Source organism: Pseudomonas sp. NFPP28, from assembly GCF_900115535.1.
Taxonomy (GTDB): Bacteria; Pseudomonadota; Gammaproteobacteria; order Pseudomonadales; family Pseudomonadaceae; genus Aquipseudomonas; species Aquipseudomonas extremorientalis.
Genome location: NZ_FOWT01000002.1, coordinates 439,840 through 459,668, shown reverse-complemented (window position 1 = coordinate 459,668; position 19,829 = coordinate 439,840). Strand labels below are relative to the sequence as shown.

The following is a 19,829-nucleotide window of genomic DNA, read 5'->3' as shown; positions in this document are numbered from 1 at the left end:
GAATGATTTTTTGAAGCGCGGTTGGTGAGGGTCCTGATGTTTTTGGCAATGGTTGATCTTCCGAAGTTCGTGAGTGAAATTTCCTAAATCTAGTAGTTATATTTCCCACATAAGATTTTATTGTTGTTGCGATATTCTCACGCTGGACTAGATTTGGTTTTATTGCTTGATGAAGGGCAGCTTAAAGTCAATGTATGCACAAAGCTGGAGATTTGAGATGAACAGTGAAACGTTCGGAGCGCTTGTTTATAGTTTCGAAAGTGAAGAAAGGTTCAACCCGTACTCCGGTAATGCAGGTGCGTCAGGCATTCAAGGCGGGTGCGGTGGTAATGGAGGATGTGGTGGGGCGGCAGGTGTAATGGGGGAGGCGGGGCCTGCCATAACTCCATAATAGAGCCTCCATCGACAGAAAAGTAAATTCAGTATTCGCAGAAGCTTGAGTCGTCGATGCTCAGCTCTAGACTAGGCATGATGGTCCCGTTTTCGTGAGGTCAATCATGGACTTTTATTTCGTATCGAGGCCGGCTTTGCTAGCGGCGTTATTCATAAAGGAACAACTCAGAGAACCTGTTGCATTATTTTGGACAGTGATATCTCCAGTGGTTACCTATTATTTGCTTACCTACGCGCGTGCGCCACTGAGTAGTGAGGCTGTGGATTACCTTTCGAAGACTTCATGGTTTTACGCCTTTGTTTCCTCAAATGTTGCACTGTTCGGGCTTGCCTTTTACATAGTTGGTCGAAGGGAAAGTGGTTTTCTTCGGTCTTTTGTTTATACGGATCGTACGAAGGTTGTTTTTTTGATTGGGCAGTTTTCTGCATATTCAGTTGTTTCAATATTGTATTGCTCCGTATTTTATATGCTCACCCGAATTTTTTCAGGGGAGTTTGATGTCGCGGAGTATCTTGTGATCGTAGGGCGATTTTATGTTTGCTTTCTTCTTTTTTCTATACCCGCGCTGTTGCTGACGCTTGTCCCATTAGGCTTTCAAAATACGAGCACCCTCTTTTCAATTTTGTCCCTTGCGATGTTGGCTCTCGGGATTATCAGTATGGGGCCAGTGAGTCCCGCCTTAGCTATTGTCGGTTTTTTTAACCCGATGTGGTGGGCGAATAAGATTCTGTTGGACGGCGTGGTTGAATGCGGTTTGGTTTTCTGGGTTGTTGCCATTTCACTTGTGTTTTTGTTTTTAGTGATGTGTCGTTATTTATTAATTAATCCTGTTTGGAGTCGTTATTGATGGCAAGGCTTCTCGTAGACTCTCTTGACGTCAGATATGGAACTCATATCGTGTTTCATAAGGCTTCTCTGACAGTCACTGCCGGCTCCATATCAGGCCTTCTTGGCCCAAACGGCTCCGGCAAAACCACCTTTTTTGATGTGCTGTGCGGCCTGAAGAAAAGAGAGGGTGGTGAAATAAACAGCGCCTTTTCCAAGCTGCTGTACCTGTCACAGATCATCAGCACGCCCCCTGTATTTCGCATGTTCGACATCTTCAAAATGACCATGCTGTTTTGCTCCGACACCAGGGTCACCCAACAACATGCACTCGACAAAATCGAAAAATGGAGCCCCGGCATCGCAGAGCGTTACTGCGAGATCTGGAACAAAAAATCCGCACTCTGCAGCTATGGGGAAAAGCGTTGGTTTTTTACGTTGTCCCTGCTCTGCGCCAACGCGGACCTGGTGATACTGGATGAACCCACGGCGGGTGTGGATCCAGAGTTTCGTTATCACATCTGGCGTTGTCTGGAGGGGGCGGCGGCAGAGGGTGTCGCGGTGTTGGTTTCATCACACAACGTCGATGAAATCGTCGCGCATTGCGATGACTTTTACATGCTGAGCCAAAGGCGATTCAACCGTTTCACTGATGCGCAAGGCTTCATGGGCGCCTACGACGCCCAAAGCCTGGATGAGGCATTTATCCATGCCGCCAGCCTGCCAAAAGGATAAGACCGCTTCTATTCAGGCAAGGGAACGAACGCCACGTTGCCGTCCTGCCGTTTTTGAAACAAACGCTCGCCATTGTCCGGCTGGGTGGTGATGACCTGGTGATCCGCGCCCAGGTACGCCAACGGCGTCGGATCATCCTTGGAATACTGCGTGACGATGATCGTGCGCTGCGGGTCGAAGGCCTTGCCGCTGGTTTTCTGCAGCCAGGCCATGAACGCCGCGCTGTCGCCCTGGCGCGGGAAGTCCTGGGTCTCGGCCACGTAGTAGAACGGCTCGCCACTGTTTTGCAGGTACATCGGCACCTTGTTGTCTACTTCCACCAGCACCATTTGCCACTCATCCCAAGGTGCGCTTTTGACCGCTTCGGTACGCACATCCTCGGCCAGGCGGGTGACGCCGCCATTACCGTTGCTCCATGGATAGGCCACGCCAATGACCAGCAGCATCAACACCGCAGCCCAGGCGAACCCTTTGTACCAGCGCGGCCGGCTGGCGGGCCTGGCTTGCAGGCGTTCGCTGAGCCACCAGGCGCCGAGCAACTGAGCGAAGGGCACCAGTGGCAACACGTAGTAGCTGCGCCGGCTGCCACTGGCGGTGAAGAACACAAACAACAGGCCCAGGCCCCACACCAGCCATCGCACGTTGGGCGGGGTCTGGCGCCAGTGCCGCAGCGCCAGCCACAGGCCGAGCAGCCAGCACGGCAGCCACGGCAGGGTGTAGGCGGGCAGGTAGATCAGGTAGGTGTAGATCGGCCCCATGTGGTCGAAGGGGTCGAAGAATCGCACCACGTTTTCGCGGAATACCAGGGCCAGGCCGCTTTGCCCATAGGTCGGCGCACCGTAGACATGCGACAGCACGAACGGCACGGCATACACCGCGGTGGCGATCAGCAGGGCGAGCACCAGGCGCAGGTTGAGATGCTGCTTGTAGCGCTGCTCGCCGAGCAGGTGCGGCAGCAGGACCAGGCCCGGCAGCACAAAGCCGATCAAGCCCTTGAACAGCGAGGTCACGGCCAGTAACAGGAAAAACACGGTATAGCGACCCAGCCGGGTGTCCTCTGGTCCACGCCAGTACCACCAGACCGCGGCCAGCACGCCACACACCGTCAGCACATCCGCCGTGGCCACCCGCGCCCAGAACAGAAAGTAGAAGGTGGTGGCGAGCATCCAGCCGGCGATCAGCCCGGTGCCTTTGCGCATCAGTTGCTCACCGAGCAGGTAGACCAGCCACACGCTCAGCCAGGCGCCGATCACCGAGGGCAAGCGCAGTGACCACGGCCCGAGGCCACCCATCAGGTGGGCCGTGGCGGTGATCAGCCAGTAGGAGGGCAGGGGCTTGTCGTAATAGGGGGTGCCCTTGAGATAGGGGTCGAAGTAGTCACCGCTTTGCAGCATCTGCAAGGCGATGTTCGCCCAGCGGGTCTCCGGGCCCCACAGGTCGCGTGCGCCGAGGCCGGTGAGCAGCAGCAGCGCGGTGACGCCCAGCAATAGCAGCAGGGCGCCGCGTTCGCTCTTCCACACAGTCGTCATCAGGGCAGGCTCGGATAGATGATCAGCTCGAGATAACCCTTGTAGTAACGTTTACCGCCTGGCGGCAGTTGCCCGGCTTCACGCATTTCACTGGTGCTGTTGACCCGCAGCAGCACGCCCACCGAGCCGTGCTGGCGCGCGTCCTTGAGCCAGGCCTGGACCCCGTCCAGTTCCACTTTGCGCTGCACCGAGCCTGCGTACTGCAAGCCGTAGCGCAGCTCGCCCTCGGTGTCATACAACGCGACTTCCGGTCGTTTCAAGCGCCAGGCCAGGGCGCTGGCACCGCCCAGTTCGTTGCTGAGCAGGGCGTGGGTCTGTTGCAGTTCTTCCAGGTGTTCAAGCACAAACTGGTCGGGCATTTCGTTGTCCGCGATCCATGACGGCATGCTCGCCGGCAACAGGATCACCAGCAGGCCGATGCCCAGTGCAGGCATCGCCCACAGCGTCAGCGGGCGAATCACTTGCAGCAGGTTGGCGAGAATCCACACCAGCAGCACAATGAAGGCCAGGGACAAGCTGAACATCTCGGCGTGGCTGTTGCTGTACAGCGGCCGGGCGATTTGCAGGTAGATCAGGCCGATCATGGCCGCCATGCCGATCATGAAGTTGAACAGGCCATTGAGGCAGATCGTGCGGGCTTTACCCTGCTTGACCAGGTCGATCAGCGTATGGCCCATCAGCAAGGCCAGGGGCAGCAGGCACGGCATGATGTAGGTCGGCAGCTTGCCTCTGCTCAAGCTGAACAGGCCCAGGGGCAGCAGCAGCCACAACGCCAGGAACGTGATCGCCGGCTGGCGCTTTTCCTGCCAGGTCTTGCGCAGAGTCGTCGGCAGCAGTCCCGCCCACGGCAGGCTGGACACGGCGATAATCGGCAGGAAGAACCACCAGGGCCGCACATGCTGCGCGTTGTAGGCGCTGAAGCGGCGAATGTGTTCATTCCAGAAAAAGAAGCGCCAGAAGTCGGGTTCCTGAAGGTGGATGGCCAGCGCCCATGGCAGGCACACCAGTACTGCGACCACCATCGCCAACGGGCCATAGCGCAGCAACTCGCCCAGGCGACGCTGCCAGAGCATGTACGGCACGGCAATCAGCACCGGCAGCGCCAAGGCCAGAAAGCCCTTGGTCATGAACCCCATGGCGCAGGCCAGGCCCACGATGACCCAGGCCCAGAGGCGGCCGCGCAGCGTGGCACTATCGAGGGCAAACCACAGGGCTACCAGACTCAGGTTGACCCAAAGCGTGAATTGCGGATCGAGGTTGGAGTACCCCGCCTGCCCGGCCACCAGGCCGAAGCTCAGGTAGAGCAGGGCACAGGCGAAGCTCTTGCGCGGGTCGTTCCACAGGCGACGGGCGATCAGGTAGGCCAGCAGCACGCTCAAGCCGGTGGTCAGCGCCGAGGAGATGCGCACGCCGAACAGGTTTTGACCAAACACCGCCTGGCCCAGGGCAATCAACCAGTAGCCGCCGGCGGGTTTTTCGAAGTAGCGGATGCCCATGAAGTGCGGCACCACCCAGTTACCGCTCTGGAGCATTTCCTGGCTGATCTGGGCGTAGCGGGTTTCGTCCGGGGTCCACAGGCCGTGCAGGCCCAGGGGCAGCAGGTAAAACGCAACGAAGGCCAGCAGTAATACCGTCAGGGATTTTAGTCGGGTCATGCAAACGTCGCTCCCTGACGCTCAGTGATGTAGGTTTCAAGTAATGAATTAATAGTTGGAAAAGTCACAGCGTTCACGCAATTGCAGAAAATATTCATGATGTCCTTATTTAAAAGGCGCAACTAAACATGCCAGAACAGGGCTGTCTTTTTGCTGAACAGGGCGGCGGGTAAGTTAGTGAGTCTGTTTTAGCGCGGCAGGCCAATCCGGGTTGTTGACGATGCCCAGGATCTTCAATTTGCCGTTGGGCAATGCCTGCACGAATAATGCGCTGCCGTATTCGGGGAATGTGGCATGGGGGAAGCCCTGGGTTTTTTCGAAGTCGGCGATGCAACCACTGTGGGTGACGAACACCAGGTTGCGGCCGGGGGTCTTTTGACTGAGCAATTCCTCGCCCATGGCCGTGCCGCAGATGGCCTGTTGGCCCGAGGTCAGCTCGTTTTTGTCGAACATGAAACGTAGGGTCTGCGCCGTGCGGATAGCCGGGCTGGCAAGCACATCGCTGGTGTCCATCCCCATGGATTTAAAGGCGTTGCCGAGCTTTTCGGCCTGTTGGCTGCCGTGCACTGTGAGGCCTTCCACCGGGCCCAGGCACGGGTTGGTGGAGCGGTCGCAGCGCTCTTCATGGCGCACCAGTACGATCAGGTCGCCGTCGCGCCACAGCGGCATCACTTGCGAGGTCAGCAGGCGGTCGCCGATGCCCAGGTCCCGTGGCGACGCCGGCCAGAACAGGCTGCAAACCAGCAGCAGGCCAACCACCGCAAGTCCCAGCCAGAGTCGTTGCAAACGCTTGAAAAAGTCCCGGGGCGAGCGCGGTTTGGTCAGGGTAAGGTCAACCACTTCATTCACCATGGGCATTGTTGGCAGTGTTGTATTAGTTAGGCGCAACGTTTTAGCGAATGTCCTTAGTGGGACCAGAGGCTGTCACACGACGGCTGTCTTTTCGCTGAACACCTTGCATGTAAAAAGTTGTGAAAAAGGGCAACTAACAAGTTGCCGACAAGTGATGCTTGGTGGGTAATTTAAAGAGGCGCGGGTGGGCAGCCGGTGAAATCCATGTGAAAAATTTGCGTGGCCTTGGGCGGTAGCCGTTATTCTCGATGGCCGCCCATCAAACGAGTGTTGTCATGTTGCAGGTGCAAGGTGTGACCAAAAGCTATGCCACCCCCCAGGGGCCTTTGGCAGTGTTGGCCGGTGTCGATCTGCACCTGGGCCGGCGCAGCAGCCTGGCGCTGATGGGCGAGTCGGGCAGCGGCAAGAGCACTTTGCTGCACCTGGTGGCCGGGCTCGACCGTGTGGATGGCGGCAGCATCCAGGTGGGCGAGCAGCGCCTTGACCAACTGAGCGAAGCGCAACTGGCCCATTGGCGACGTACCGAAATCGGTCTGGTGTTCCAGCAGTTCAACCTGATCGGCAGCTTGCGGGTCGAGGATAACCTGGCGTTCCAGGCGCGGCTGGCGGGGCGCTTTGACCCGCAGTGGCAGGCGCAATTGGTCGAGCGCCTGGGCCTGGGGGATTTGCTCAAGCGCTACCCGGAACAACTCTCCGGCGGCCAGCAGCAACGGGTGGCGGTGGGGCGCGCATTGGCGTCACGCCCGGGCCTGTTGTTGGCCGACGAGCCCACCGGCAACCTGGACGAGGCGACCAGCGACGAAGTGCTGCAACTGTTGCTGGACCTCTTGCGCGACAGCCCCACCAGCCTGTTGATGGTCACCCACAGCCCGCGCATCGCTGCACGACTGGACCGCCAGGTGGTGTTGCAGCGTGGGCGCGTCCTAGCCGCAGGCGCCGCCTGAGATGGCGGTATTTCAGTGGACCTTGCGCGCATTGCTCAGCCACTGGCGACGGCATCCCGTGCAGTTTTTCAGCGTGCTCACCGGCCTCTGGCTGGCGACCGCGCTGTTGATCGGCGTGCAAGCCCTCAACAGCCAGGCGCGTGACAGCTATGCCCGCGCCAGCCAATTGATCGGCGGCGAACCCCAGGCCAGCCTCGGTGCGCCGGACGGGGCGAGTTTCCCCCAGGCGGTCTTCGCTCAATTGCGCCGCGCTGGTTGGCCGGTGTCTCCGGTGGTACAGGGGCGGGTACAGCTCAAGGGGCAGGAGGATGTACGCCTGCAGTTGATGGGCATCGATCCGTTGTCGTTGCCCGGCAGCGGCGCCGTGGCAGGGCAGCGCTTGAGCCAGGCGCAGATGCTCGCGTTTTTTGATCCGCCGGGGCGTACCTGGATCGCGCCGCAGACCTTGCAGGCCTTGGGGCTGCGCGAAGGCCAGCAACCAACCACCCTGAGCGGTCACCCCCTGCCGCCGCTGCAAGCCCAAGCAGACATGGCGCCCGGCCTGTTGCTCACCGACATCGGTTTCGCCCAGCCCGTGCTGCAGATGCCTGAGCGCCTGTCGCGGCTGCTGGTGGACAAGGCGTTCGCGGCCAGCCAACCCACGCCGCCCGCCGGGTTGCAACTCAAGCAAGGCGAGGACAATAACCTCGCTCGCCTCACCGAGAGCTTTCACCTGAACCTCGACGCGCTGGGCTTCCTGTCCTTCGTGGTGGGGCTGTTCATCGTGCATGCCGCCATCGGCCTGGCCCTGGAGCAACGGCGCGGGCTGCTGCGCACGTTGCGCGCGTGTGGGGTCAGCGTGCGCCTGCTGATTGTGAGCTTGAGCGTGGAATTGGGCGTGCTCTCGCTGCTCGGTGGTGTGCTGGGCGTCGCCAGCGGCTACCTGTTGGCCAGTCTGCTATTGCCCGATGTGGCCGCCAGCCTGCGTGGCTTGTATGGCGCTGAAGTACCGGGACAGTTGAGCCTCAGCCCGTGGTGGTGGGGCGCGGGGCTGGGCTTGAGCCTGCTCGGTGCGGTGCTCGCCGGTGCCGGCAGCCTGTGGCGGGCGGCGCGCCTGCCCTTGCTGGCGCTGGCCAACGCCCAGGCCTGGCATGAAGCTCACGGTCGCTGGTTGCGTCGTCAAGCGTGGGTGGCCGCCGCTGCGTTGCTGATCGCCGTGCTGGCGCTGTGGCTGGGTAACAGCCTGGCTGCCGGCTTTGTACTGATGGCGGCATTGCTGCTTGGCGCCGCCCTGGGGTTGCCGGTGCTGCTCAACGGCCTGCTCAAGGCCGTGTTGGGGCGTAGCCGTTCGGTGCTCGGCCAGTGGTTTCTCGCCGACTGCCGCCAGCAGTTGCCGGCCTTGAGCCTGGCCCTGATGGCGCTGCTCTTGGCCCTGGCCGCGAACATCGGCGCAGGCTCCATGACCTCGGGTTTTCGTCATACCTTCAACAACTGGCTGGAGCAGCGCCTGACTGCCGAGTTGTATCTCAACCCACAAAGCCCTGCCCAGGCCGAACAACTCGGCACCTGGCTGACGCAACAGCCGTTAGTGCAGGCCGTGCTGCCCACCTGGCAGGTCGCCGTGCAAGTGCAGGGCTGGCCGGCGGACCTGTTTGGCGTGGTCGACGATCCCACCTACCGTCAGCATTGGCCGCTGCTGGAGGCCACGAGCGAACCCTGGGACCAGTTGCAGAAGGGCGACACCTTGATGCTCAGCGAGCAACTGGCGCGCCGGCTCGGGGTGAAACTGGGCGATGCCGTGAACATCCCCACGCCCCAGGGTGTGTGGTCACCGAAGGTGGTGGGGATTTACGCCGACTACGGCAATCCCAAGGGGCATGTGCTGGTCAGCTCACAACATCTGCTGGCGCACTGGCCGACGCTGTCACCGGCGCGTTTCAACCTGCGGGTGTCACCGTCGGACGTGGCGCCGCTGGTACGTGAGGTGCAGCGCGCCTTTGCCCTGGACGACAACCGTATCGTCGATCAGCAACAACTCAAGGGCTGGTCGAGCCAGGTGTTCGAGCGCACCTTCGCCGCCACCGCTGCCCTGAACAGCCTGACCTTGGGCGTGGCCGGCGTGGCGTTGTTCATCAGCCTGTTGACCCAGAGCCAGAGCCGCCTGGGCCAGCTCGCACCGCTGTGGGCATTGGGCGTCACGCGTCGGCAATTGATGCTGCTCAACCTCGGCCAGACCTGGCTGCTGGCGGTGCTCACGTTGGTGCTGGCCGTACCGCTCGGCCTGCTGTTGGCGTGGTGCCTGGATGCAGTGATCAACGTGCAGGCGTTTGGCTGGCGCCTGCCATTGCAGGTGTTCCCGTGGCAGCTGGCGCAATTGCTAGGGCTGGCGATGCTGGCGACCTTGCTGGCGTCGGCCTGGCCGTTGTGGCAGTTGTACCGCAGCCGTCCTGCGGATTTGTTGAGGACGTTTGCCCATGAAGATTAAGCCCCTGTTGGTGGTGTGTCTGTTACTGGCCGCTTGCGACAAAGTGCCCGCGCCACAGGAAAGCTTTGCCGGCCTGGGCAGCGACGCGGCGGACTTTGCCCAGGTGGTACCGGGCAAGGTGTTCAGCTTCCCCGAGGATCATGGCTCCCATGCGGACTTCCGTATCGAATGGTGGTACGTCACGGCCAATCTCAAGGACGCGCAGGGCAATGTATTTGGCGTGCAATGGACGTTGTTTCGCAATGCACTCAAGGCCGGGCCGGTGCAAGCAGGCTGGCATGACTCCACCGTGTGGCTCGGCCACGCGGCCGTCACGTCCGCCACCCACCATTACGCCGCCGAGCGTTACGCACGCGGTGGCGTCGGCCAGGCCGGAGCCCAGGCAGTGCCGTTCAACGCCTGGATCGATGATTGGAATTTCGCCACCCGTCCGGGTGCAATGGGCGCCTTGTCGGACATGCAACTCAAGGCCAGCGGTGCGCAATTCGCCTACGACCTGCACCTGACATCCAGCCGTCCATTGGTGCTGCAGGGCGACAGCGGTTACAGCCGCAAATCCGACCAGGGCCAGGCCTCGTACTACTACAGCCAACCGTTTTTCAACGCCAGCGGCAGCGTCAGCCTTGATGGCCGGGTGTATCAAGTCAGCGGCCCGGCCTGGCTCGACCGCGAATGGAGCAGCCAACCGCTGACCGCCAGCCAGACCGGCTGGGACTGGTTTTCCCTGCACCTGGACCGGGGCGAGCAATTGATGTTGTTCCGAGTACGGCAAACCGATGGCGCGTCCTACCTGACCGGCACCTGGATTGATCGCGAGGGCCATACACAAACCCTGCACAACGCGGATATCCAACTGACGCCGCTGGAAACGACGGCCATAGAAGGGCGCAAGATCCCCACCCGCTGGTCGCTGAAAATCCCCGGCAAGCAGCTGGATATCACTACGCAAGCAGTCAACCCGAATGCCTGGATGAACCTGAGTATCCCGTACTGGGAAGGCCCGGTGCAGTTCGAGGGCGGGGTGGGTTACCTGGAAATGACCGGGTATTAGGGTTGTTTCCGTAGGCTGTATTTCTTTGCTGCGTAGGCAGCTTCCCAAATGTAAATCGCCCCCCCTGGACGTGTGTCCGGGGCCTAGGCGCTTGCTTATATTTCGACGCCATCTTCATTGCTCACCGGATGTGAGGCATGGCGCAAAGCTTTATCAACGACCGCGCGACGGACTATCAGAGCTTGAAAAACCGACTGATGGGCGGTGCCCCGGGCCGCCAGCGTTCCGCTCATTTTGACGTGCTGAACCGGCACCTGCGTCCCGGCCTGGTGGCGCCCGGGCAACTGGTGATTATTCCCGACAGCCACAGCGTGAATTGCTCGGTGGAGGAGGCTTGGTTGATGCGGCATGCCGAGGAGGTACGCCGCCATCTGGAGGGAAGTGCTGCGGCCGGCACGACGGTGATCGATAACTATGACTTGCTGCAGAGTTTCATGGCGAATGGCTCGATTGGCATCGGCAGTGCGACCTCGGCCTGGGCGCGGCACCTGGATGAAGTGGCGCAGACGCTGGAGGAGATCGAGCGGTTGCATCAGCGGTTGAAGGACGGTGTGTTGGACAGGGCTGCGTTTATTCAACAGCGCCAGGGATTGTTCCGGCGGTTGGAGGTGCAACTGCAAGGTGCGGCGCGGTTGGGTACGGGGTTGCAGGGCAATGATTCGTTAAAAAAGGTGTTGGGCCTATCGACCAAGAGCTATCTGCATAAAGGTGAAATTGCGGGGTATGCGAAGCGGATGCGGGAGATTGCGCAGATGTCGAAGTGGTTGGGCAAAGGGACTTATGTGGGGTTGGCGCTGGACGTGGGGGTGGCGGGGTTGGAGATCAAGGAGGCGTGTGTGGAGGGGCGGGAGGCGCAGTGTAGAAGGGCGAAGTATGTGGAGGCGGGGAAGTTTACGGGTGGGGTCGTGGGGGCGGCGGGGGTAGGGCTTTTGGGGGCGGAGCTCACTCGTCGCGCGTGCACTATTTTTTTAGGTGTCGCAGCGAGGGGAAGCGGAGGTTTGACATGCGCAATTATTGGTGGCGCTGCTGGAGGGTACGCAGGAGGGAGTCTAGGTGGCGCTGGTGGGGCGTTTCTGGGCGGTGCGGTCATAGAGATTGATGGTGACTTGATCTTTCAACCAGAGGGGGCTTAACGATGTCGTGGTTTTTTGCCTTCACCAGCGTGATGGTGATTGGGACGTTCGCTTTTGTGGGACTGATGCGTTACGCCATGCGCACAAAACTCGAAGAGGTGGAAAGTTACTTCAGTGAAAATTCAGAGGTACGCAAACTTCAACAACGCTGGGAAAACCAGCGGTTCCCTAGATTTAGTCGTATGTGCTTGATGATCGACATCCTATCTATGCCAAAACGCCACGTGAAAGACGGTGTTGTGACAGAGGCAGAGTTAGCCTCCGTACCTTTACCCCTCAGGCGTCGTTTTGTGTGGTTGTTTCGTCTTGCGATATTTTTGGCTGCCTATTGGGGCTATTGGTGCACTTGGCTCTAAGTCAGACCTGAATACTCCGTACTGGGAAGGCCCTGTGCAGTTCGAGGGTGGGGTTGGCGCTGGATGTGGGAGGGGGAAGTATGGTGCCAAACTTGCGATTCGTGGTTGTCGCATGTTTTTGGGGATTGCGATGAAGGGGTGCGGCGAGCTTGCATGCGCAATTATTGGCGGCGCTGCGGGTGGGCAGACCGTAGGTAATGCTCTTGGTCATGAAAGTGCTTTATTGGGTGGAAAGATCCAAGAGGCCAATGGGGATGTGATCTTTGTGCCGGAAGGAGCTTAACAGTGTCGTGTTTTCTTGCCTTCACCCTTGTGCATTTTGCAGGAGTGTTTGTCGTTTTGGGGCTGGGGTTTTTTGTCGAATATACAAAGCTCGACGAGGTGGAGAGTTACTTCAGCCAAAACGAAATGGTCTGCGGCAATAAGCGATTTTGGGGCCGAAGCCGTTGGATCGACAGGCAATATCGCATGATGCTGATTGCTGAAATACTTTCAGATTCAAAGCGCCATCTGAAAGCTGGGGTGGTGACTGAGGCCGAACTGGCTTCCATTCCCTTATCGCTTAAGCGCTGGGTGGTTTGGCCCTATTACCTTGGGTTCATGTGGTTGATTGCAACAGCTATCTGGAGCTTCTGGCGCTGGTGGTGCGACATCCCCACTCCATAGAAATTGAAATTTCTTCAAAAAACACTGTACATCCATCCAGTCATATCCTACATTCCATCCCAGGTGACCGGACGTCACCTGAGCTTCACTTTTTAACTATGGATGGATAAAAAATGAAATCGAAAAAAGCCTTTATGCTGGGCGCGGCCATGGCGGCCTCCTGCTTCGTTTCGGCCTTCGCCCTGGCCGAGCAATACCCTCACCTGGCTGCACAAGCCGTTCAAACTGACATCAAGCAAAGCCTCAAAGCCGCCGGTATAGTGCCGGCCACCAAGGCCCCAGCGACGCTCAAGCAGCAACTCAAAGCGGGTGCTCAACTGAAAAAACCGGCGTTCGCCGCCAAGGCCCAGGCCGATTCGGTGGTGGAAGATCATGCCGCTCCGGCGCCGGTAACCCAGGTCAAGAAAGCCGATGCCCAGGCAGCGGCCGCCGTGCAGGCGGCACTGGTCCAGGGCTGTGAAACCACGCTGGATGTGAACCAGTTGTACACCATCAATGGCGTACAGACCGGTGACCTGCTGTGCTACCACTTCAACCTGCCACAGAAGGCGCGCATCAACGCGTTGCTGGTGGGTCAGACCGCAGGCACCGACATGTCTTTGACCCTGTTCCAGGACGATGGTCAAGGCAATCCGCTCCCGCTGGGCACCTCCAATAATCCAGGCACGGGCGATGAAAGCCTGAGCGGGGTGGTGCCTGCCGGTGACTACTACTGGTTCATGGAAGCCAACGCAGCGGTGCAGGGCTCCAGCTTCCAGTTCGGTGTGGCGGTGGATGCCAACATCGATGCCTATGAACCCAATGACACGCCCGACACGGCGTTTCAACTGCCGGATACCCTGAACTACATCAAAGGCAACGCCGACAGCCTAGACGATGTCGACTACTTTGATTTCACGGCGGTCCGTGGCCAGAGCGTAGGCATAGCCCTGACGGCCGACGCGGCCAGTGGCAGCACCCGTAACAAGTGGATCCTTGAGCGTTTCGATGGCAGCCAGTGGGTCACCGTGGGTGCGAATGTCGTGTCGACGTCGATCCCGAACCCGGGTGTCGGTGGGGTAGTCAAGGTGCGTGTTCGTCCGAACCAACACCCGAATGAGCCTTGGAGCGCAACGGGCAAATACAACCTGTCCTTCGGTTCCAACCCTCGGGTCAACAGCCCTGATGTAAAAGGCGAAGGCAACGTGTTGCGCATCCCTTACTCCGCGTCCGACGTGGGGTATGGCTACATGACCACCCAGGCCTATCGCGACCTGACCTGGACCATGGGGCTGTCGGACAGCACCGGCGCACCGCTGGTGGGGCTGCACCCGATCGTCTACCTCGACCAGCACATCAACCCCGACACCGGTGCTATCGTCTACAAAGGGTATTCGGCGGCTACCAACAGTGCCGGTCAGGCGAGTGGCACGATCAACGTGGGCACCTGCTTCGGTGACTTCCAGACCACCTTTGTCGACTACGCCCAGGGCTACAAAAACACTTGGCGTACCGACTTCAACTACGGGGTATGGCGCATGGAAGTGCTGGAATACCCAGGTATCGGCGTGGGTGGTGATAACACTGAGTTCGTCAGCTTTGGCCATCTGTGCAAGCAGACCCTGCTCAGCAGCACCAAGAGCTAAGCGTGTTTAACCAGTAACCACCAGGGCATACAGGCCGCGCGCCTGTATGCCCTTTTTGCGTCAGGGCGCCAACGCCTGTGCCAACGGCAACCGCGCCATGCTCGTGCCCTTCAACGAGCCCAGGTACAACCACTCGCCGTATTCCCGAGCGGTGGTAATGGGCGAGTAATTCCCCGCGCTGCCATCCTGCAAATTGGCAATCACCTTGCCTTGCGTATCCAACCCCAGCACAAAGGCTTTGCGCTCGATCGGCTTGGGCACCACCATCAACGCCCGCACCATCACTTTGCGCAGCAAGGGGTACCCGGCGAAGCTGTCCAGCAAAGGGTTGCGCGGTGAATACAGCGCCACCCAGAAACGGTCCTGGCCGTTGAAACTGAGGTTGTCCGGCAGGCCGGGCAGGTTGTCGATAAACAGGTCATGGCTGCCGGCACGTTCGCCCTTGAGCCAATACCGGCTGATGCGATAGGCGCCGGTCTCATTGACCAGTACGTAATGTTCATCCGGGCCCAGGGCCACGCCATTGGCGAATTGCAGCTGGTCGAGCAGCACCTCGGTGGTGCTGTTGCTGAAGTCATAGCGCAGCAACCGGCCATCGCCACCATGCTCGATCACCGCTTCGCCGTCCTGGCCGTAACCCCAGCGGCTCGATGCATCACTGAAGTAGGCATAACGCCCGCTGGCGTCCACGGTGACGTCATTGGTGAAACCGAAGGGGACGTTATTGGCACCCGTGCTCAAGGTAGTGAGTTGGCGGTTTGCATCCAGGGCGAGCAGGCCCTTGATGCCATCGGCAATGATCAAGCGCCCATCCGGGTGCAGCGCCAGACCCAGGGGCCGCCCGCCGGTGTCGGCCAGCACCTCCAGGCTGCGGCTGTCGGGCGCGGTGCGGATGATGCGCCCGTCATGCAGGCCGCTGATCAGATAACCCTGTGCATCCAGCAGCAACGCCTCTGGCCCGGCGATGTCCTGGGCGCCGATCTTCTGCACGCCCTTGAGACGCTGGTTTTCGGCGTAGGGGCCGTCCTTCATCGAAGGTGGCTTGGGCGGTGTCCAGTTCACCGGTTGCACTTTGGTGGGCATCAGCAACAAGAAGGCAACCACCAGCAGAAACAGCACAAACAACAGATGACGCAGTTTTTTGGGACGGGTACTCATGACGATTCCTGGTTGTCGTGGGGGCCCGGCTCCCAGTACAGGGTGCCGAACAGGTAATCCATCAGCGGGAGGACGATATTGAAATTGCGCCCCTGCATCAGCTCACGGCGGTGATGCAGGGCGTGCAACTGGTGCATCTGGCGGATCCACGGCAGGCGCGCCACCGGGTGGTCGGCGGGCAGGTGCTCACAGGCGTGAAACAATTCGTAAAGCAAATACCCGAGGATCATGCACCCGGCGAACAGGCCGGCGACGTTGGGGCTCAGTTGTTTGATCAACCACCACGCGGGCAGTGTGATCGCCAGGCTGTGCAACACGATCAGCCAGGCCGGGAACAGGATGACGCGCCAGTCCCGGGGGCTGTCGTAGGTCATGTGGCCGGGGGTGAAAAAGCTGTGGTGATCGCCAGTGTGGCGCGCATAAAACAGGCGGGACAAGGCGTGTTTGTGGTGGCCGAGGTGGCGGTGCACCAGGTAGATACACTGGTTGAAGAACACCAGCGTCGCGGGCACGGTCAGCCATTGCAGTGCGGTGATCTGGTGCGTCGATGACCAGGCCAGGCTGATGCATGCGATGCCGTAGCCGAACACGAAACTGGCGTGGAGCCAGGGGTTGTAGTGGCGCGCGACTTGGGCGCGGTAACGGGCGCGAAAGGTCTCGGTGGGATGGGCCATGGCAGGCAGCTCGGTATTTTTTATTGGAGGCTGAGCTTAGTTGGTACTCAAGATTGTGCGAGGTTTTGTGGTGCACACATGAACACGTGTGGGAGGGGGCTTGCCCCCGATGGTGGCGGGTCAGTCACTTACATCGCCAACTGACACTCCGCCATCGGGGGCAAGCCCCCTCCCACATTCCGACCGAAGCCGACCAGTGGCCCCTTGCGTCACCCGAATTTCCTTGTTAGCTTCTCGCAAAATGTTAACGATAACATTTGCTCTAACAATAAAAACAAAACAGAGAACCACGCCATGAAAATGCTCCCGAAAACCCTGTGTTTATTGGCTGTAAGCATCACCCTCGGCACCGCCGCCCCTGCTTTTGCCGACGCCGCCAAGCCGATCCGCATCGGCGCGTCCTTCCAGGAAATCAACAACCCCTATTTCGTCACCATGAAAAACGCCCTGGAAGAAGCCGGGGCGAGCATCGGTGCGAAACTGATCATCACCGACGCCCGCCACGACGTGTCCAAGCAGGTCAGCGACGTCGAAGACATGCTGCAAAAAGGCATCGATATCCTGCTGATCAACCCCACCGATTCGGTCGGCGTGCAATCGGCCGTCAAATCCGCCCATGCCGCCGGTGTGGTGGTTGTCGCGGTCGATGCCCAGGCGGATGGCCCGCTGGATTCCTTTGTCGGTTCGAAAAACTTCGATGCCGGCTTCCAGGCCTGTGAATACCTGGCCAAGAGCATCGGCGACAAAGGCAACATCGCCATCCTCGACGGCATCGCCGTGGTGCCGATCCTGGAGCGTGTGCGCGGTTGCAAGGAAGCCGTGGCCAAGCACCCGGACATCAAGATTGTCAGCATCCAGAACGGCAAGCAGGAGCGCGACCAGGCGCTGACCGTCACCGAAAACATGCTGCAGGCGCAACCGACGCTCAAAGGTATTTTCAGCGTGAATGACAACGGCTCCCTCGGCGCACTCTCGGCCATCGAAGCCAGCGGCCTGGACGTGAAACTGGTCAGCGTCGACGGCGCGCCGGAAGCGATCAAGGCGATCCAGAAGCCGGGCAGCAAGTTCATCGCCACCTCGGCGCAATACCCTCGCGACCAGATCCGCCTTGCCCTGGGCATTGCCCTGGCCAAGAAGTGGGGCTCGCAAGTGCCGGCCACCATCCCGGTGGACATCACCTTGATCGACCGGGACAAGGCCAAGGATTTCAGCTGGTAAATCACCCAGGCCCCACGCCATCCGTGGGGCTTGCGGTCTCCTTCTGAATACGAGGTCGGCGGTATGAGCAGTCTTCTGAAGCTGGAAAACATCTGTAAGCGTTACCCGGGCGTACAGGCCCTCAAGTCCATCAACCTGCAGGTCGAGCGCGGCGAGATCCATGCCTTGCTCGGCGAAAATGGCGCGGGCAAATCGACCCTGATGAAGATCCTCGGCGGCGTCGAGCATCAGGACGAAGGCCAGATCCTGATCGATGGCCAGGCCCGGCAGTTCGCCACCTACCGCGATGCAATCGCCGCTGGCATCGGCATCGTGTTCCAGGAATTCAGCCTGATTCCCTACCTCACGGCGGTGGAAAACATCTTCCTCGGCCATGAGCTCAGCAACCGTTTCGGCCTGCTGCGCAAGCGCGAAATGGTCGAGGCCAGCGAGGCCTTGTTTAAGCGCCTGGGCGTGACCATTGACCTGCAATGCGCAGTCAAGCACCTGAGCGTGGCCGAGCAGCAGTTTGTCGAAATCGCCAAGGCCCTGGCCCTGGATGCGCGCCTGCTGGTGCTCGACGAACCCACCGCCACCCTCACGCCCAGCGAAGCCGAGCTGCTGTTCGAGATCATGCGCGAGCTCAAGCGCCAGGACGTGGCAGTGATATTCATCTCCCATCACTTGGAGGAGATTTTCCAGGTGTGCGACCGCATCAGCGTGTTGCGCGACGGCGGCAATGTCGGCGTCACCGAGGTGGCCGACAGTGATATCGACCGCCTGGTCGAGATGATGGTCGGGCGGCGCCTGGAATGCAGTTTTCCGCCCAAACCGAGCGGCGCACGCGGCCCGCTGTTGCTGGAGGTCAGGGACATCCAGCTGGTGCGCAACGGGCCCCGCAACAGCTTCCAACTGCACAAGGGCGAGATCCTCGGTTTTGCCGGTCTGGTCGGCTCCGGTCGCACCGAACTGGCGCTGGGCATGATGGGCGCGCTGCCGTCAGTGAGCAAAGACGTGTGGCTGCGCGGTGAGAAAATCACCCTCGATGACCCGGCGCAAGCGCTCGCCCACGGCATCGGCCTGCTGCCGGAAAGCCGCAAGAGCGAAGGGCTGATCACCGATTTCAGCATTCGTGAAAACATCTCGCTGAACAACCTGCCCAAATACCAGAACGCTTCGGGCCTGATCGACAAGGCCAGGGAAAGCGCCAGCGTCGAAGACCTGATGCGTCAGCTGTCGATCAAGGCGCCCAGCGGCGAAAGCCGGGTGTTCAACCTCAGTGGCGGCAACCAGCAGAAGGTGGTGATCGCCCGCTGGATCAACCACCACTGCGACGTGCTGGTGTTCGACGAACCCACCCGTGGCATCGACGTGGGGGCCAAGGCGCAGATCTACGCGCTGATGCGCAGCCTCACCGCACAGGGCTACGCAATCATCATGATTTCCTCCGAGTTGCCGGAAGTCATCGGCATGTGCGACCGCGTCGCCGTGTTTCACAAGGGCGCCATCGTCAAGGTACTCGAAGCGTCCGCCGTCAATCCTCAAGAGGTCATGCGCCATGCAACAGGGGGCTCAAGTGAATACGTCCATTAACACCGTCGACAGCAGTCGGCTGCGCCTGAACCTGGCGCGGCTGGTGCGCTCGCCGGCGTTCTACCCGTTCGTGGGGCTGGTGGTGGTGACCCTGGTGATGATCCTGGCCAGCGACACCTTCCTCTCCGCCAGCAACCTGTCGAACATCGCCCGCCAGGTGTCGATCAACGCGATCATCGCGGTGGGCATGACCTGCGTGATCCTCACCGGCGGCATCGATCTGTCGGTGGGGCCGGTGATGGCGTTGTCCGGCACGCTCACCGCTGGCCTGATGGTCGCGGGCTTGCCGCCGGGCCTGGCGATTGGCGCGGGGATGTTGATCGGCGTGGCCTTCGGCATCGGCAACGGCCTGTTCGTCGCCTACCTGCACATGCCGCCGATCATCGTGACCCTGGCGACCATGGGCATCGCCCGGGGCCTGGGCCTGATGTACACCGACGGCTACCCGATTTCCGGGCTGCCGGAGTGGTTTGGCTTCTTTGGTCGCCAGAGCCTGTTCGGCATCGAAGTGCCGATCCTGATCATGCTGGTCACCTACGCCGCCGCCTATGTGCTGCTGCAACACACGCGCATCGGCCGCTACATCTACGCCATCGGCGGCAATGAAGAAGCGGTGCGCTTGTCCGGCGTGCGCGCCGCGCGCTTCAAGTTGCTGGTGTATGGCATCAGCGGCCTGACGGCGGCGATTGCCGGGCTGGTACTCACCTCACGCCTGATGAGCGGCCAGCCGAATGCCGGCGTGTCGTTCGAGCTGGATGCGATTGCCGCCGTGGTACTCGGCGGCGCGTCGATTGCCGGCGGGCGCGGGGTGATCGTGGGCACTTTGCTCGGCGCCATGCTGCTCGGCGTGCTGAACAACGGCCTGAACATGCTTGGCGTTTCACCCTACGTCCAGAGCGTGATCAAGGGCGGGATCATTTTGCTGGCGATTTTCATCAGCCGTCAGCGCCATAAATAAACTCAAGACAGGACCTAACA

The 19,829-nt window shown here is 60.2% G+C and carries 17 protein-coding genes; 12 read left to right on the top strand and 5 right to left on the bottom strand.

The genetic code is table 11. The features are described from left to right. Positions 1-497 precede the first annotated feature (497 nt). Both BM110_RS07550 and BM110_RS07545 read left to right on the top strand, forming a co-directional pair. A complete protein-coding gene (locus BM110_RS07550; RefSeq protein ID WP_093513000.1) occupies positions 498-1,241 on the top strand; it encodes an ABC transporter permease in 744 nt (247 codons plus the stop codon). Beyond that, the gene (locus BM110_RS07545; protein WP_078049345.1) at positions 1,241-1,954 is read left to right on the top strand and encodes an AAA family ATPase; all 714 of its coding nucleotides are present in this window, start codon (positions 1,241-1,243) and stop codon (positions 1,952-1,954) included. The genes BM110_RS07550 and BM110_RS07545 overlap by 1 nt, the downstream gene beginning before the upstream one ends. Positions 1,955-1,962: 8 nt before the next feature. Here the strand turns inward: BM110_RS07545 and BM110_RS07540 are convergent, their stop codons facing one another. The 3 genes from BM110_RS07540 to BM110_RS07530 form a co-directional block, all read right to left on the bottom strand. Next, the gene (locus BM110_RS07540) at positions 1,963-3,483 is read right to left on the bottom strand and encodes an ArnT family glycosyltransferase (RefSeq protein WP_093512998.1); all 1,521 of its coding nucleotides are present in this window, start codon (positions 3,481-3,483) and stop codon (positions 1,963-1,965) included. Continuing rightward, the gene (gene arnT / locus BM110_RS07535; protein ID WP_093512996.1) at positions 3,483-5,138 is read right to left on the bottom strand and encodes a lipid IV(A) 4-amino-4-deoxy-L-arabinosyltransferase; all 1,656 of its coding nucleotides are present in this window, start codon (positions 5,136-5,138) and stop codon (positions 3,483-3,485) included. Before arnT ends, BM110_RS07540 begins: the two co-directional genes overlap by 1 nt. Positions 5,139-5,312: 174 nt before the next feature. Continuing rightward, on the bottom strand, positions 5,313-5,990 hold the full coding sequence (locus BM110_RS07530) for a lipopolysaccharide core heptose(II)-phosphate phosphatase PmrG (RefSeq protein ID WP_172963369.1): 678 nt from the start codon (positions 5,988-5,990) through the stop codon (positions 5,313-5,315). A 275-nt stretch (positions 5,991-6,265) separates the two neighbouring features. Here BM110_RS07530 and BM110_RS07525 point away from each other — a divergent pair, with 275 nt between their 5' ends. From BM110_RS07525 to BM110_RS07495, 7 genes are all read left to right on the top strand, one after another. After that, complete coding sequence (locus BM110_RS07525; RefSeq protein WP_092244575.1) at positions 6,266-6,934, top strand: ABC transporter ATP-binding protein; 669 nt, start codon at positions 6,266-6,268, stop codon at positions 6,932-6,934. Position 6,935: 1 nt separating this feature from the next. Next, positions 6,936-9,398: an ABC transporter permease gene (locus BM110_RS07520; protein ID WP_093512991.1), complete on the top strand. Its 2,463-nt coding sequence runs from the start codon at positions 6,936-6,938 to the stop codon at positions 9,396-9,398. Then, positions 9,388-10,449: a lipocalin-like domain-containing protein gene (locus BM110_RS07515; protein WP_093512988.1), complete on the top strand. Its 1,062-nt coding sequence runs from the start codon at positions 9,388-9,390 to the stop codon at positions 10,447-10,449. The genes BM110_RS07520 and BM110_RS07515 overlap by 11 nt, the downstream gene beginning before the upstream one ends. Before the next feature lie 137 nt (positions 10,450-10,586). After that, positions 10,587-11,582 (top strand): hypothetical protein, encoded by a 996-nt coding sequence (locus BM110_RS07510; RefSeq protein WP_093512986.1) that lies wholly within the window; start codon positions 10,587-10,589, stop codon positions 11,580-11,582. Between the two features lie 2 nt (positions 11,583-11,584). Beyond that, the gene (locus BM110_RS07505) at positions 11,585-11,938 is read left to right on the top strand and encodes a hypothetical protein (RefSeq protein ID WP_093512984.1); all 354 of its coding nucleotides are present in this window, start codon (positions 11,585-11,587) and stop codon (positions 11,936-11,938) included. 285 nt (positions 11,939-12,223) lie between these two features. After that, a complete protein-coding gene (locus tag BM110_RS07500; protein WP_093512982.1) occupies positions 12,224-12,604 on the top strand; it encodes a hypothetical protein in 381 nt (126 codons plus the stop codon). 113 nt (positions 12,605-12,717) lie between these two features. Beyond that, positions 12,718-14,229, top strand: coding sequence for a hypothetical protein (locus BM110_RS07495; RefSeq protein ID WP_071492122.1), 1,512 nt, complete (start codon positions 12,718-12,720; stop codon positions 14,227-14,229). A 60-nt stretch (positions 14,230-14,289) separates the two neighbouring features. On the opposite strand, the gene BM110_RS07490 is transcribed toward BM110_RS07495, so the two are convergent. Together BM110_RS07490 and BM110_RS07485 are read right to left on the bottom strand one after the other, a co-directional pair. Next, positions 14,290-15,387: an SMP-30/gluconolactonase/LRE family protein gene (locus tag BM110_RS07490; RefSeq protein ID WP_093512979.1), complete on the bottom strand. Its 1,098-nt coding sequence runs from the start codon at positions 15,385-15,387 to the stop codon at positions 14,290-14,292. Further along, on the bottom strand, positions 15,384-16,061 hold the full coding sequence (locus BM110_RS07485) for a sterol desaturase family protein (RefSeq protein WP_093512977.1): 678 nt from the start codon (positions 16,059-16,061) through the stop codon (positions 15,384-15,386). Before BM110_RS07485 ends, BM110_RS07490 begins: the two co-directional genes overlap by 4 nt. 294 nt (positions 16,062-16,355) lie before the next feature. On the opposite strand from BM110_RS07485, the gene BM110_RS07480 reads away from it, so the two are divergent. The 3 genes from BM110_RS07480 (at position 16,356) to BM110_RS07470 (ending at position 19,809) form a co-directional block, all read left to right on the top strand. Next, positions 16,356-17,279 carry a substrate-binding domain-containing protein gene (locus BM110_RS07480; RefSeq protein WP_092244596.1) on the top strand — a complete coding sequence of 308 codons (924 nt, stop codon included), beginning with the start codon at positions 16,356-16,358 and terminating at the stop codon, positions 17,277-17,279. Between the two features lie 63 nt (positions 17,280-17,342). Continuing rightward, positions 17,343-18,851: a sugar ABC transporter ATP-binding protein gene (locus BM110_RS07475; RefSeq protein WP_093512974.1), complete on the top strand. Its 1,509-nt coding sequence runs from the start codon at positions 17,343-17,345 to the stop codon at positions 18,849-18,851. Next, on the top strand, positions 18,817-19,809 hold the full coding sequence (locus BM110_RS07470; protein WP_093512972.1) for an ABC transporter permease: 993 nt from the start codon (positions 18,817-18,819) through the stop codon (positions 19,807-19,809). Before BM110_RS07475 ends, BM110_RS07470 begins: the two co-directional genes overlap by 35 nt. Positions 19,810-19,829: the final 20 nt, after the last annotated feature.